Annotated in this window: 11 protein-coding genes, 1 tRNA gene and 1 pseudogene; 5 read left to right on the top strand and 8 right to left on the bottom strand. The window is 60.9% G+C overall.

What is annotated here, in order from left to right:
* The first annotated feature begins 6 nt into the window (after window positions 1-6).
* From orn to HGQ17_RS00905, 3 genes are read left to right on the top strand one after another with little or no spacing between them, the layout of a single operon-like run.
* Window positions 7-561, top strand: a complete 555-nt coding sequence (gene orn / locus HGQ17_RS00915) for an oligoribonuclease (protein ID WP_324615130.1) — start codon at window positions 7-9, stop codon at window positions 559-561.
* Between the two features lie 31 nt (window positions 562-592).
* A complete protein-coding gene (locus tag HGQ17_RS00910) occupies window positions 593-1,414 on the top strand; it encodes an aldo/keto reductase (RefSeq protein ID WP_168886084.1) in 822 nt (273 codons plus the stop codon).
* A 15-nt stretch (window positions 1,415-1,429) separates the two neighbouring features.
* Window positions 1,430-2,047: a hypothetical protein gene (locus tag HGQ17_RS00905; protein WP_168886083.1), complete on the top strand. Its 618-nt coding sequence runs from the start codon at window positions 1,430-1,432 to the stop codon at window positions 2,045-2,047.
* 7 nt (window positions 2,048-2,054) lie between these two features.
* Here the strand turns inward: HGQ17_RS00905 and HGQ17_RS00900 are convergent, their stop codons facing one another.
* Window positions 2,055-3,341, bottom strand: coding sequence for a DUF4073 domain-containing protein (locus HGQ17_RS00900; RefSeq protein WP_168886082.1), 1,287 nt, complete (start codon window positions 3,339-3,341; stop codon window positions 2,055-2,057).
* Window positions 3,342-3,674: 333 nt separating this feature from the next.
* On the opposite strand from HGQ17_RS00900, the gene HGQ17_RS00895 reads away from it, so the two are divergent.
* On the top strand, window positions 3,675-4,436 hold the full coding sequence (locus HGQ17_RS00895; RefSeq protein ID WP_168886081.1) for a GntR family transcriptional regulator: 762 nt from the start codon (window positions 3,675-3,677) through the stop codon (window positions 4,434-4,436).
* Window positions 4,437-4,519: 83 nt separating this feature from the next.
* Here HGQ17_RS00895 and HGQ17_RS00890 read toward each other — a convergent pair whose 3' ends face one another.
* The 5 genes and pseudogenes from HGQ17_RS00890 to HGQ17_RS00870 all read right to left on the bottom strand — a co-directional run bounded on the left by HGQ17_RS00890 (window position 4,520) and on the right by HGQ17_RS00870 (window position 9,083).
* Window positions 4,520-5,950 (bottom strand): HNH endonuclease, encoded by a 1,431-nt coding sequence (locus HGQ17_RS00890; RefSeq protein ID WP_168886080.1) that lies wholly within the window; start codon window positions 5,948-5,950, stop codon window positions 4,520-4,522.
* A 344-nt stretch (window positions 5,951-6,294) separates the two neighbouring features.
* On the bottom strand, window positions 6,295-7,257 hold the full coding sequence (locus HGQ17_RS00885; protein ID WP_168886079.1) for a squalene cyclase: 963 nt from the start codon (window positions 7,255-7,257) through the stop codon (window positions 6,295-6,297).
* A gap of 85 nt (window positions 7,258-7,342) precedes the next feature.
* A pseudogene (trpS, locus tag HGQ17_RS00880) lies at window positions 7,343-8,399 on the bottom strand (tryptophan--tRNA ligase).
* Between the two features lie 244 nt (window positions 8,400-8,643).
* A tRNA-Leu gene (locus HGQ17_RS00875) sits at window positions 8,644-8,730 on the bottom strand.
* A gap of 95 nt (window positions 8,731-8,825) precedes the next feature.
* Window positions 8,826-9,083 (bottom strand): type B 50S ribosomal protein L31, encoded by a 258-nt coding sequence (locus tag HGQ17_RS00870; protein ID WP_168886078.1) that lies wholly within the window; start codon window positions 9,081-9,083, stop codon window positions 8,826-8,828.
* 258 nt (window positions 9,084-9,341) lie between these two features.
* Here HGQ17_RS00870 and HGQ17_RS00865 point away from each other — a divergent pair, with 258 nt between their 5' ends.
* On the top strand, window positions 9,342-10,985 hold the full coding sequence (locus HGQ17_RS00865) for an AbgT family transporter (RefSeq protein WP_168886077.1): 1,644 nt from the start codon (window positions 9,342-9,344) through the stop codon (window positions 10,983-10,985).
* Window positions 10,986-11,005: 20 nt separating this feature from the next.
* Here HGQ17_RS00865 and HGQ17_RS00860 read toward each other — a convergent pair whose 3' ends face one another.
* Window positions 11,006-11,896 (bottom strand): sulfite exporter TauE/SafE family protein, encoded by an 891-nt coding sequence (locus HGQ17_RS00860; protein WP_168886076.1) that lies wholly within the window; start codon window positions 11,894-11,896, stop codon window positions 11,006-11,008.
* Window positions 11,896-12,693: an ABC transporter ATP-binding protein gene (locus tag HGQ17_RS00855; protein ID WP_168886075.1), complete on the bottom strand. Its 798-nt coding sequence runs from the start codon at window positions 12,691-12,693 to the stop codon at window positions 11,896-11,898. Before HGQ17_RS00855 ends, HGQ17_RS00860 begins: the two co-directional genes overlap by 1 nt.
* Between the last annotated feature and the right edge of the window lie 38 nt (window positions 12,694-12,731).

Here is a 12,731-nt window from a genome sequence, read left to right as displayed (position 1 = left end):
TATCCCGTGAGCAATGGAAATGACTGGTCCGGCCGAATGGTCTGGATCGACTGTGAGATGACCGGGCTGAATCCTGACCAGGATGTGCTGATTGAGGTGGCCGCATTGGTCACCGATTCTGAGCTGAATATCCTCGGTGAGGGTGTGGATGCTGTGATCCGTCCCGAACCAGAGGCTCTGGCGGGAATGCAGAAGATTGTGCGTCAGATGCACACCGATTCCGGCCTGCTGGATGAGCTGGAGGACGGTATGAGCCTCGAGGCTGCGGAGAAGAAGGTCCTGGACTATGTCCAGCAGTGGGTTCCTGAGGCCGGCCGGGCACCCTTGGCGGGTAATTCTGTGCACGCTGATAAGGCATTTCTGCGCCTGGGCATGCCCAAGCTGACCGAGTACCTGCATTACCGGATCATTGATGTCTCCACGCTGAAGGAATTGGCTCGCCGCTGGTACCCGGAAGTCCTGGAGGCTGCCCCGAAGAAGACCGGTAATCATCGGGCCCTGGGCGATATTCAGGATTCCATCGCTGAGCTGCGCTACTACCGGGAACATATTTTCAGCTGAGACCTTTCTCAACTGCCGGTAGTCTGTGCTTATGACCACCATTGAGCTCAATTCCGGTTTCCATATCCCGCAGATCGGGTTCGGGACGTCGAAGTCCCGCACACCGGTGGAGTCTGTGCCCACTGCACTGCAAATCGGCTACCGGCATGTCGACACAGCCCAGATGTACGGCAATGAGGCTGAGGTCGGTGAAGGGGTTCGGGCCTCAGGGGTTGCCCGCGAGGAGGTCTTTGTGACCACCAAGCTGCATAACCCGAATCATGACCCAGCCGATGTGCACCGCAGCTTCGAGCAGTCCCTGCAGGCATTGGGCTTCGACTATGTGGATCTCTTCCTGATCCACTGGCCGCTTCCGTTCCTGGAGATCGATTATGTCGATACGTGGAAGACGATGATTGAGCTGCGCGATTCTGGGCGTGCAAAGTCAATCGGTGTCTCCAATTTCATGCCTGATCATCTGGACCGGCTGATCGAGGCCACCGGAGTGACTCCGGCAGTGAACCAGATCGAGGTCCACCCCTATTTCGCCAATGACCAGCTGCGTGAGTACTCCAAGTCACTGGGCCTGGCGGTGGAAGCCTGGAGCCCCCTGGGCAAGGGCGATGAGCTTGGCGATCCCCTGATCGTGGAGCTGGCACAGAAGTACGCGGTGACTCCGGCGCAGCTGATTCTGCGGTGGCATATTCAGCGTGGGGATGTGGTGATCCCCAAGTCTGATCACCGGCAGCGGGCGGAGCAGAACTTCGATGTGCTGGGCTTCGAGCTCGATGAGTCCGATATGGCCGCCATCGGTGGTCTGGACAAGGGCGAGGAAGGCCGGCGCAGCCCACATCCCAATGAGTTTGGGAAATAGGCCGAAGGACTCCCTATGCCTCAGCATCTCGTTCCCAATTCCGTCATCGAAGCCAGTCTGCTCTTCGCCGTCGGCTATGACTCCCCGGCAGGGGATCCCGCCGTTCTACCGGAGGCGATGACGGCTGAGCTTCATGAGGCCCTGGCTGCCCAGGACTGCGCTCATCTAGCAGAGGAGGTCTTCGGCACAGTCGCCGCCGGCTGGCAGTTGCGTGCAGGAACTCAGGGAACCACGATCGCGGTGAACCGGTACAGCACCCTCCGGCGGAGGTTCCTGGATAGTCATGGCCTGAAGCCGATCAAGGGTAAGAACGTCTGGCCGGTGGGCAGCACGACGATTCTGAAGCGGTACGGCGGATCCTGGTCTCAGGCCCTGCAGGCCTTCGGTTTCCAGGCCTCGGATAATTTCCGCCCCGCAGGGTTCGGAGCTCCTCGGTTCAGTGAGGAGAAGTTCCTCCAAGCCCTGCGAGATTTCGTCAAGGATGCCTATGACAAGGGGTATCTGACCAGTTATCAGAACTATGTCAGCTGGCGGAAGGAACAGGTGGCCCAGGGCCGTAAGGACCTACCGTCAGGACCGACGATGCGGAATACATACGGCACCTGGGCCAAAGCCCTGATCAACGTCCAGTAGGAACGGTTCAGGAACGACGCCGGGCGTATCGCAGGCTCACTGCACCAGCTGCCAGGGCCAGCAGTGCCAGTGCTCCCAGCGCCAGCAGTCCCGGTGTCGCACCGGTGGCCGCCAGCGGCCCGGAGTCTTCTTCAGAGGCCTCCTGTGTGGGCGCCTCAGCGGGTTCCGAACTCGGAGTCTCTGCTGCCTCTTCAGTGGGCTCCGGCTGGGCTGCCAGGAGGTCTGCCTCATAGGGCACCAGCGGGTTGGGCACGGTGATCTCTCGAATCTGCTCCCCGCCCTGGTGGAAGTCATAGGACCGGATCACGACTCGGTCACCATAGGAGTCAAGGGTCAGTCCCTGATTGATATCGCCGGTGACGATCTCGGTGACGTCCTCAGTGTTCTCTCCTTCTGCATCCCAGCCGTTATGCATCGACAGGGTGCTCACTGCCCAGAAGCCATCTGGGTGACCGGTCTCGGTCCTGCGCTGGACTGCCCAGTCACCTAGTTCCGGCGGGTAGTGGACATGGCCTGCCAAGAGAATTGCATTGGGATAGTTGGCCAGCGCTTCGGTCAGCAGCTCGTTGTGCTGGTGCTGACCGGGGTACCAGGGCAACCAGGAGCCCGAGATGGTGTCCCCAAGGGGGTAGTGATTCATCAGGATGACCTGGCTGTCCTGTTCGGTCCAGTACTGCAGCCGGTCCAGGATGAACTGCACCTGCTCGGTGCTCATCGGAACTTCAGTCGGTCCTGCTGCGTCCTGACCGAAGACGATCACGGGCAGGTCGCCTCCGGGGCCTTCTAGGACATATTCGCCCCAGACCTCGTCCCGTTCGGCGAAGGTCAGGAAACGGTCACGGTTGGCTTCGAACCCACCGGGTGCATAGCGTTCATGGTTGCCGATGGCGGCCACCAGTTGCGGCGGCAGAATCTCGGCATGCTCCTCCATGACTTCGTAGATCTCGTACCATTCCCACTGGGCGCCGGTGTCCACGATATCCCCAGCCATCAGGAGCCCATCGGCGTGGGGTGCCATCTCGCGGTAGATGGGCAGCGCCTCGGAGAGGTCCTCGGGGTCGCCCTGAATATCGGAGAAGGCATCCAGGAGTGCGCCATAGCTCGCCCAGTCCTCGTAGAGACCCATGGCGTTGAAAGTGCCCTCGGCCTGGGCATCCTCAATGCGCTGCTCCATTCCGCCGCCGTCTTCGACACTGGTGGCATCCCGCCAGTGCTCGGTGTCACCACCGTTTCCGCCGTCACCACCACCGCAGGCGGTGAGGCCCAGGGCGAGAGTCAGAGAGGATCCCAACATGATGCGAGTGCGAGTACTTGTCACGTGAATCTAGTCCTTACGAGTTTCGATGTCGGCGCTCCAGCGCCCCTCAAAGCGGCCGCGCTCGGCCTCTACCTCACTATCTTCACTAGTGACCTATAGAATTAGAAGCGAAAGTTCACTAGTAAACGTGACAATACGGTGAACTTTGGATGACTGTTTAGCAGCCGTTCTAGCCCAGCCGACGTACGTGTCGTAGCCTTGGCGAGGTCACTCAGTTATCCCGGAGCCTTAGACTTTCTAGAACAGTGAAATCACATTAACGACGACGCCGGATCGGGGCAGAGTCGCCGAAGATCAGGAGGAATCCAGGTGGGCACATTCGCCTTCGCGGAGATCGCTCAGGCGCTGGTTGAGGAGATTCAGGCCGGCAAGTACCCCCCGGGCAGTTCCCTGCCCTCTGAACGGGAGCTGTCTGAGCGTTTCAGGGTCTCCCCTGGAACGGTCCGCATGGCGTTGCGGGAACTGGTGGCTGACGGGACAGTCGACGGTAGTCGGGGACGGCCCAAGCGGGTTGTCCGAATCCCTCGCCGTCAGGCCCCATTTGATGAGTTTCGGAGCTTCGCCCAGTGGGCTCGACGCCAGGGACATGAACCCGGTGGCGATGTTGTGCGGGCCGAATGGCGGATCGCCGATGCTCAGGACGAGCTTATGCTCGGGGTCCAGCGTGGCCGTAGAGTCTTCAGGGTCCAGCGAGTTCGAACCTTGGACGGTGAGAAGGTCATGCTGGAGCACACGCATTACCCCGAATGGCTGGGTGAGATTGTTGAGACCATCGACGACGACGCCCCCTCGGTCACCGCGCTGCTTGCGGATGAACACAATATTCACTTCACCCATGCTGAGCATGCGTTCGGGGCAGAACGCGCGCGTGCTGCGGATGCGGATCTCCTCGGGATCACCCGTAGTTCAGCACTTTTGGTGCACCGCCGGGTGTCCAGGGATTCCACCGGCCGGGCCTTGGAGTGGTCAAGTGACCGCTATATCGCCGGCAAGATCATGTTGTCGGTGGGCAACTCCTGGCATTCGAATCCGCTGCAGTGGATCACCCCAGAGGCCTTCGGCGGCGAGTAGAGCTGCTTCTGCACCCAGCCCTCACCACCACCTGACACAGTGAGCGCAGGCTAGTCACACGCGCACGGCCGAACCGGCATAACCTAGGCGGCTTTGCGGTGAGTTTCTTTCGCAGTGTCAGACTGGGGTGGGTCACTGCTCGGTGGGGGTAGGTAGCCGTGGGATTTGAGCCGGTGATGTCTCCGGCAGAGTGCCCAGAGGTTGGAACCAGACGTGGGGCCGGCTCGTTCGTAGGGAATCTGATGGTCCAGATCGGAGCGTTCGGCAGGGATGGTGCAGCCAGTGGCCTGGCAGATCCCGTCGCGGAAGATCACAGCGTCCCGTAGTCGATCGGGTGCGAAGCGCCCGTTGTAGATCACCGTGAGGATGTCCCGGTCGGCACGCCGCTGGTTTTTGCGGGTGGCGGCGGTGTACCACTCGTGATCCGCCTCGGGGTCAGTGGCCATCTTCCGGATGTCTGCTGCGGGGATGATGCTGGCCCGGTCGGTGGTGATGGCGGGTTCCTCTGATTCTCCGGTGAGGGTTTCTTCGGGGACCATCACGCAGATCTTGGCGGAGATGGGTGTGCTGTAGCAGTGACCGTCACGCAGCCAGGCGCTGAGCAGATCGGCCTCCCGCTGGCGGATGGTCCGGTCGTCAACGGCGTCGGTGGCCCTCTCGTTACCGGGGCATTCGGAGTCCTGGTCATGGGCGTGGTGATCCTGATACCGGGCATCATGATCCACCGGCGGGTTTTCGTCCATTCCCACTGCGGCTGGATGAGGTCCCTCGGCGACCTGGTGAGGCCTCAGTCGGTCAGTAGGCACTCCTGCTGCGGCGAAGGCCGGCGGCTGGTCAGTGTCCCTCGGCTGTGCCCGGTTCATGCCTCGCGCTGCGGCGTTGACCTTCTTCTCGATGGCCTTGGCTTCAATCGTGGGGATGGTGAGCTCGACGAGGCTCATGCCTTCTCCGAAGTGGGTAAAGGTCACCGACCGACGGTCTTTAGCGCCCTCGGCTGCCTCGTTGAAGAGTTCCACATCCAGTTCGGGGATCCTGCGGATAATCCAAGACCGCAGCTCGGTGGGAGTTTTCCCCGGGGCTATGTCGATGAGTTCTTCGTCGATGATTTCTAGGAGGTCGTCTCGGTGGATGAGCGGGAGGGTCTCCACAGCGGCCTTGCGCAGATTGGTCAGGGCAATGGCACCACAGCGGAAGGTTTTCCAGAACTTCGGCAGATGTTCACGGACGTATTCGGCGGCATTGAGTACTGCGGTGGCCTGCTGGTCACTCATCCCCAGCAGGAGTCCGGCATGCCGGTTGGCCTGGCGATTATTTGCAGCTCGTACATGGGGGTTCTCGCCCATGGTCTCTTTCCACCGGGTCCCACGGTGGGTGAGGAAGTGCTCAATAGAGGCAGCGGTTGCACGGTTGGCGTCGACGATGGATTCCCAGGCAGCTTCCAGTTCCTCATCACCGATGAGGTAAGAGGCACGCTCCGGTATCTCCGGGCGGGGAAACTGCTGGTCATTCTTCATAAAAGCCACGCTACCCCTGGGGGTGGACATGCCCAGATACCCGGCACGTCACCCTTCCTAAACCACTGATCGTCTTCATATTTCCACTGTAGAGGCAGGCGTGGACATGCCCATGTACCGGGCCAATCCCCGGGCGATGTCTTCCGTTGAAACTGATCTCTTTCTCCATAACCCCACGCTACTTTGGGTCCGGACACGGCGATGTTCCGACCGTGAATATAGGTATCTCAGGGGGCGCAGTGATCGGTTTCAGCTCTATGTATTAACGGTACGCGGGCGGCCCGACATGACCTCATTCCTGCTGTCCATTCCGGAACCTGCCCGGAGATCCGTGATTCGCTCCCCTAGCCGCTCCACCACTTCAGCACGCGCAGGGCTTTCAGGGTTATCCATTGAGAGGGCTCCCACTCCCCGGGGGCCATGGGGAACCAGCTGCGTCCTCGATAGGTCTTGCCCACATGCCAGCTTCCATCCGGCTGGCGGCTGCCCTGGAGCCTTCCAATGCCATCAGCGAGCCTCGAGTCCGGCAGCTCATGGGTGAATGCGCCGGCGTCCCGAAAGTAGTCCAGGGCGCGTAGGAGGTCGTAGCGCCCGCGGGAGGGAAAGCTGAACTTGAGATAGTCCTCATCGACTATCTCTCCGGTGCTTGCACGGTAGAGCAGGCGACGCTGCAAGAGGTACTCCTCCCCCGCCTGGCGGGCGGTACGCGACTCTTCAGTCCCACCAGTGGCGCGCTCATACTCGAGCAGCCCCTCGAGAACATTGAGGGTGGAGTCGAATGAGGATCGCTCAGAGCCCATCTCACTCTCACAGTTCCAACCACCATCTGCCATCTGTTGGGTCAGAAGCAGCTCGAGGATCGGTGTGATGTCCACTCCGAGGTACGCCCCCTGGGCCACAGTGCGACCGTTGATGCACTCCTCCACTTCACCCTGCCAATACGGCTGTCCATCGTGGTCCCAGCGTGAGTTCTCCCCCACAAGTTCCACTGTCCGCTGCACACATGGGGAATCCGCTGGGAGGCCGAGCGCCTGGAGGTCGGTCAGCACCCAGCAGGTAGCCGTCCAGGGCTGTCCCTCGTCCTGCATCTGTTCCCAGGCGAACCCCTTCGGCAGGAACGCTCCACCAGCCCATTGTCCGTCATCGTCCTGCAGTTGGAGCAGCTCGGCGCCCCACCCTTCGGTTTCCACCAGGGCACGCTCATACCGCCACTGTTCCTCGGGCGCATCCAAGAGATCACGTAGGGTCTGCCACCTGATAGCGGGGTCACCGGCCAACAGCCAGTCGAGAACTGCTGCATCGGACATCGAGGGCCTCCTGGCTGGACAGTGCCGCTCAGTGTAATGAGCCCACCCACTCGGGTAAACAGTCACAGTCCCGACGGCGGGGGCGTCATCTCTGTGCGGCGTATCCCATGTCCATCGCGTAACGCACTTCGTCCAGGGTCGTCTCAGCTATGGCGTTTGCTCGGCGGTTTCCTTCCTCCACGATGTGTGTGACGAGCCCCGGGTCCTTCGCTAGCACAGCCCGCCTCCGCCGGTGGTCTGCCAGGAATGTGTTCACGGCATCGGTGGTGAACTGTTTGAGGCTTCCACTGCCGCCCGTCGCCAATCTGTTCGGCTATCTCCTCGGGTGTGGTGTCCGTGCAGAGCGCCGCAGTGGACAGCAGCCCTGCCACGCCGGGTCTGTTCACAGGGTCATACGTGATAACCCGATCACTATCGGTTCTGGTCCGCCGAATCATCTCAACTGTCTCATCTGCCGTCATGGACAGTGAGATCGCATTGCCATAGGACTTCGACATCTTCCTGCCATCAAGACCAGGGAGCTCGGAGGTTTCAGTCAGCAGCGCCTCCGGTTCCGGAAAGACCTGTCCATATCTCTCATTGAACCGGCGAGCGATGACGCGAGTGAGCTCCACATGGGGCAGATTGTCCTTCCCCACCGGCACGAGGTTTCCCTTGCAGAAGAGAATATCGGCTGCCTGATGCACTGGATAGGTCAGCAAGAGCCCACTCAGTGCCCGGCCGGAGACGGCATGCTCCGCTTTCACCGTGGGGTTCCGGTGCAGCTCTGCCTCGGTGACAAGGCTCAGAAACGGCAGCATCAATTGGTTCAGCGCTGGCACCGCGGAGTGGGTGAATATCGTGGTCCGCGAGGGGTCCAGCCCAGCGGCGAGGTAGTCCAGCACTGCATTGCGGACATGCTCGGCCACCTCAGAGGATGCCTCACGATCTGTGATCACCTGATAGTCGGCGAGAATCACGAATGCGTCCACGCCCAGGTTCTGCAATCGGACCCGCTCTCTGACTGTGCCGAAGTAATGTCCCAGATGAAGCGCCCCGGTAGGCCTCTCACCGGTGAGCATCCGGAATCCGTTCGGGTGATCAGCGATGCGCTGTTCGAGGCCTGCCATCCGGTTCACGGTGGCTGTGAATGAGTCGGTCATGTGAATCCCTCTCCAAAGAATTGGTACAAAGAGGGCCACATGGCGTGATCGACCGGGGTTCTTCCGCGGGCTGCCATGCAGCCCACGGACATGCGTCAGTTGGCTGCTACTGCAGCCACCACCAGGAAGATGCCGGGTTCAAACGCATGCAGGAAAGTTATCAACGAACTCATCCTTTCGGCCAGATGCAGAAAACCCGGCCTGGCCTAGGAGATTTCCTAGTCAGACCGGGTTTTCCCGTTCGTGCGCGGAGGGGGACTTGAACCCCCACCCTCACTATTGGAGGACAAGCACCTCAAGCTTGCGCGTCTACCTATTCCGCCACCCGCGCAGGTGGGCCGCTCCCGCCGCTTCGTTCTTGCTTTTGAGAGCCAAGAAACTTTAGCACGGCAACGGCCGCGACGACGAATCGTCGTCGCAAAGTCTTTACTTCTTGCCGCCGAAGCCAGCGAAGCGCTTGTTGAACTTGTCCACACGACCGGCGGAGTCCATGATGCGCTGCTTACCGGTGTAGAACGGGTGGGAGGCAGCGGAGATCTCAACGTCGATCACGGGGTAGGTGTTGCCGTCTTCCCATTCCATGGTCTTGTCAGAGGTGACCGTGGAGCGGGTCAGAACCTTCTCACCGGAGGAGAGGTCGTTGAAAATAACCGGGTGGTAATCCGGGTGGATGTCAGTCTTCATAACGTCAATGTCCTTTTCTTGCGCCGCTGGTCCCCGGATCCCCGGGGCAGCCAGAAGCTGGGAGACAGATAAAAGTGTTCAGGCCGCAGTACGACCAACGCTCTATGCTACAGCACAGGCGCATAACCAGTCATCTCCGCCACCTCAGGCAGCTGCGCAAGCACCCTGCACCGGTTCCTGGTCACTATTGCCATCGAGCAAACAGGGGCCTAGATTAGTGCTCACTCGCGAAACTCACTATGGAGCTGACTACCAACGATGAGCACAACACCTCCGGATCCGGAAGAGACCAACGACGACGACGCCGGCCGTGACGATACCCCGTCAAAGACTTTAGAAAGTGGGAAGCGGAAAGGTTTCTTCCAGCGCTTCCTGGATTTCGTCGAATGGCTCGGTAATAAACTCCCTCATCCCGTCACCCTCTTCGGGCTCCTGGCCATCCTGGTCGTCTTCCTCTCCTGGGCCCTTTCCCAAGCAGGCATCAGCGTGGAGAACCCCCTCCCCGAGCCCGAGGATGAGGAGGACTATGAGGAGACCATCGAGGTCTTCAACCTCCTCTCCGCCGATGGCGTGGAGTGGATGTTCACCTCCGCAGTGGACAACTTCATTGGCTTCGCACCCCTGGGTGTGGTGCTGGCGACCATGATCGGTATCGGTATGGCGGAGTCCACCGGACTGATCGGCACCGCACTGCGCAGCTTCATCCTGGCGATCCCACGGACCCTGGTGACCTTCGCCATCGTCTTCGCCGGCATTATGTCCTCAGTGGCCTCCGATGCCGGCTATGTGGTCCTGCCTCCCCTGGCAGCCATCCTGTTCGTGGCCCTGGGCCGGCACCCACTGGCCGGTATCGCGGCCGCCTTCGCAGGTGTCTCGGCCGGATTCAGCGCGAACCTCCTGCTCTCTGGAACCGATGTGATGCTCGGTGAGCTCACCATCGAGGCCGCCGAGACCATCGATCCCGAATATGCCGATCAGATGAACCTTGCGATGAACTACTGGTTTATCATCGTCTCCACCTTCGTGCTGGCCATCGTCGGCACCCTGGTCAGCCAGTACATCGTTGAGCCCCGGCTGGGCAAATGGTCCGGAGAGGGCGTGATCGAAGGTGAGGATGAGAACCAGCTGAAGATCACTCCCACCGAGAAGAAGGGCCTCATCTGGGCCGGTATCTCCCTGGTGATCACCGCCGGGCTGCTCCTGCTGCTGATCGTCCCGCCCAATGCTCCGATGCGCGGCGAGGACGGCGCGGTGGTGGAGTCGCCGTTTATGAGTTCACTGGCGATCATTCTCGTCATCGTCTTCTTCATTCCGGGTCTGGTCTACGGAATCGTGACCAATGTGGTGAAGAACGACACCGATGCGGTCAACCACATCTCCAAGTATCTGGCCGGGATGGCAATGTTCCTGGTTCTGGCCTTCACCGCTGGTCAGTTCATCGCCTACTTCGAGCAGACCAACCTCGGTCTGATCCTCGCGGTGATCGGTGCAGACACCCTCGAGACGATCAACCTCACCGGTATCCCGCTGGTGATCGTATTCATGCTCTTCGTCGGCCTGGTGAACCTGTTCATCGGCTCGGCTTCGGCGAAGTGGGCCATGCTCGCACCGATTATGGTGCCGATCATGATGCAGCTGGGCATCTCCCCCGAGTTCACCCAGGCCGCCTACCGTGTCTCGGACTCGGCCACGAATATTCTCAGCCCGCTGATGACCTACTTCGCCCTGATCATCGTGGTGGCCCAGCGTTACGACAAACGGATCGGCATCGGCTCGCTGGTCTCAGTGATGCTGCCCTACTCCTTGGCGTTCTGGGCAGTCTGGACTGCGATGACCATCGGCTGGATGGGACTGGATCTGCCGCTGGGACCCAACGCCCCGATCTACTACGAGGCGCCCTAGTCCCTGGGGTGGGCCCCTTCTTATACGAAGAGGTTGCGCAGCATCACCGCTAGGGCGATCAGCCCCAAGATGATGATCACGCTGCGTAGGACTACTGGGGAGAGTCGGCGTCCGACCCAGGCGCCGATGAGTCCGCCGAAGGTTGAGCCCGCCGCGATGATGGCTACAAAGCCCCAGAGGATGACCCGGTCATCGGGTTCGCGCATGAGGTAGTCGACCACGATATAGCTGATCGCAGCGGTGAGGTTCACAAAGGCCACCAGGAGGTTTTTGACCCCATTGGCCTGCTGGATCGATGCGGCCAAAAAGATCCCCAGCACTGCCATCAGCAGGATCCCCTGGGCAGCGACGAAGTAGCCACCATAGATCCCGGCCAGGAACACCAGCAGGATCAGCGGCCAGCCCACTGAATCTGCGGCCTTGCGAGCCACCGTGGCCTCATCATCACCAGGCTGCGGGGTCGCTGGGTCCGGATCGGCGGTGTTCTCCGCGGCCCGGCGTTTGACCCAGGCTGAGAGTCTCGGCTGGACCAGGACCATGATCAACGAGATCACAATCAGCACCGGGGCTACCTTGCCGAAGACTTCCTCGGGCAGGGTGATCAGCAAGGTCGCCCCGATGACCCCACCGAGGAATGAGGCCGGGACCAGTTTGGCCAAGACAGGTTTGACCTGGACGATCTCGCGTCGGTACCCCCAGGCGCCGGTGAAGTTCCCGGCAATCAGACCCATCGCATTCGACACTGTGGCAGAAACCGGGGGAACCCCCATGGCCACCAGTACCGGGAACGTCACCAGAGTCCCGGAACCGACCACAGTGTTGATCGCACCGGCCCAGACCGCAGCCAGCAGAATCAGCAGCAGAAAACCAATACCGAGCCCATGAAGCTCGAAGTCCAGAACCGCCTCCATCAGGACTGCTTCATGAAGGCGGAGTACCGCCCGCTGCGTTCTGTCAGTTCCAAGGGCATATCGAAGGTGGTGCTCAGATTCTCTGAGGTCAGAGTCTGCTCAATGGGACCGGCCTCGACGACTTTGCCATCGCGCAGCAGAAGCACATGGGTGAACCCGGGCGGGATCTCCTCCAGATGGTGGGTGACCAGAACAGTGGCAGGTGCGCCCTCCCATTCGGCCAGTTCTGAGATCGAAGAGACCAGGGACTCCCGGCCTGCCAGATCGAGGCCGGCGCCGGGCTCATCGAGCAGCAGCAGCTCGGGATCAGTCATCAGCGACCGGGCAATCTGGACGCGCTTGCGCTCCCCCTCACTGAGGGTCGCGAAGGGCCGGTCGAAGACTGTGCCCACACCCCAGGCGTTGAGCAGATCGAAGGCTCGGCGCTCATCCAGCCGCTCATACTCCTCACGCCACCGGCCAGAGACTCCGTAGGCTGCGGTGACCACAACGTTCAGCGCGGTCTCATGGGCCGGCATCGTATTGGCCACCGCATTCGAGCAGAGACCGATCCGAGGCCGCAGTTCGAATACGTCGACCCGACCCAGAGTCTCGTCCAAAACCTCCGCACTGCCCACTGTGGGGAACAGCCGGGCCGCGGCGATCTGCAGCAGAGTGGTCTTACCAGCCCCATTGGGCCCTAAGATCACCCAGCGCTCATCCTCCCGAACTTGGAAGCTCACATCGTCCAGCAGCATTTTCCGGCCGCGGCGCACACTGACGCCGCTGAGATTCAGCACGGTGGGTGGGTTAGTCATAGATGCCACACTATCGAACACCCCCGGGCCATATAGGC

It is taken from the genome of Nesterenkonia sedimenti, assembly GCF_012641515.1.
Taxonomy (GTDB): domain Bacteria; phylum Actinomycetota; class Actinomycetes; order Actinomycetales; family Micrococcaceae; genus Nesterenkonia; species Nesterenkonia sedimenti.
This window is presented reverse-complemented; position numbering and strand designations above follow the sequence as displayed.

What these genes read in the sequence shown, in the direction of transcription:
- HGQ17_RS00890 (WP_168886080.1), bottom strand. Translation starts at nt 5,950, where the DNA reads ATGAAGAATGACCAGCAGTTTCCCCGCCCGGAGATACCGGAGCGTGCC.
- HGQ17_RS00900 (WP_168886082.1), bottom strand. Translation starts at nt 3,341, where the DNA reads ATGTTGGGATCCTCTCTGACTCTCGCCCTGGGCCTCACCGCCTGCGGT.
- HGQ17_RS00870 (WP_168886078.1), bottom strand. Translation starts at nt 9,083, where the DNA reads ATGAAGACTGACATCCACCCGGATTACCACCCGGTTATTTTCAACGAC.
- HGQ17_RS00860 (WP_168886076.1), bottom strand. Translation starts at nt 11,896, where the DNA reads ATGGAGGCGGTTCTGGACTTCGAGCTTCATGGGCTCGGTATTGGTTTT.
- HGQ17_RS00885 (WP_168886079.1), bottom strand. Translation starts at nt 7,257, where the DNA reads ATGTCCGATGCAGCAGTTCTCGACTGGCTGTTGGCCGGTGACCCCGCT.
- HGQ17_RS00855 (WP_168886075.1), bottom strand. Translation starts at nt 12,693, where the DNA reads ATGACTAACCCACCCACCGTGCTGAATCTCAGCGGCGTCAGTGTGCGC.
- HGQ17_RS00905 (WP_168886083.1), top strand. Translation starts at nt 1,430, where the DNA reads ATGCCTCAGCATCTCGTTCCCAATTCCGTCATCGAAGCCAGTCTGCTC.
- HGQ17_RS00910 (WP_168886084.1), top strand. Translation starts at nt 593, where the DNA reads ATGACCACCATTGAGCTCAATTCCGGTTTCCATATCCCGCAGATCGGG.
- HGQ17_RS00865 (WP_168886077.1), top strand. Translation starts at nt 9,342, where the DNA reads ATGAGCACAACACCTCCGGATCCGGAAGAGACCAACGACGACGACGCC.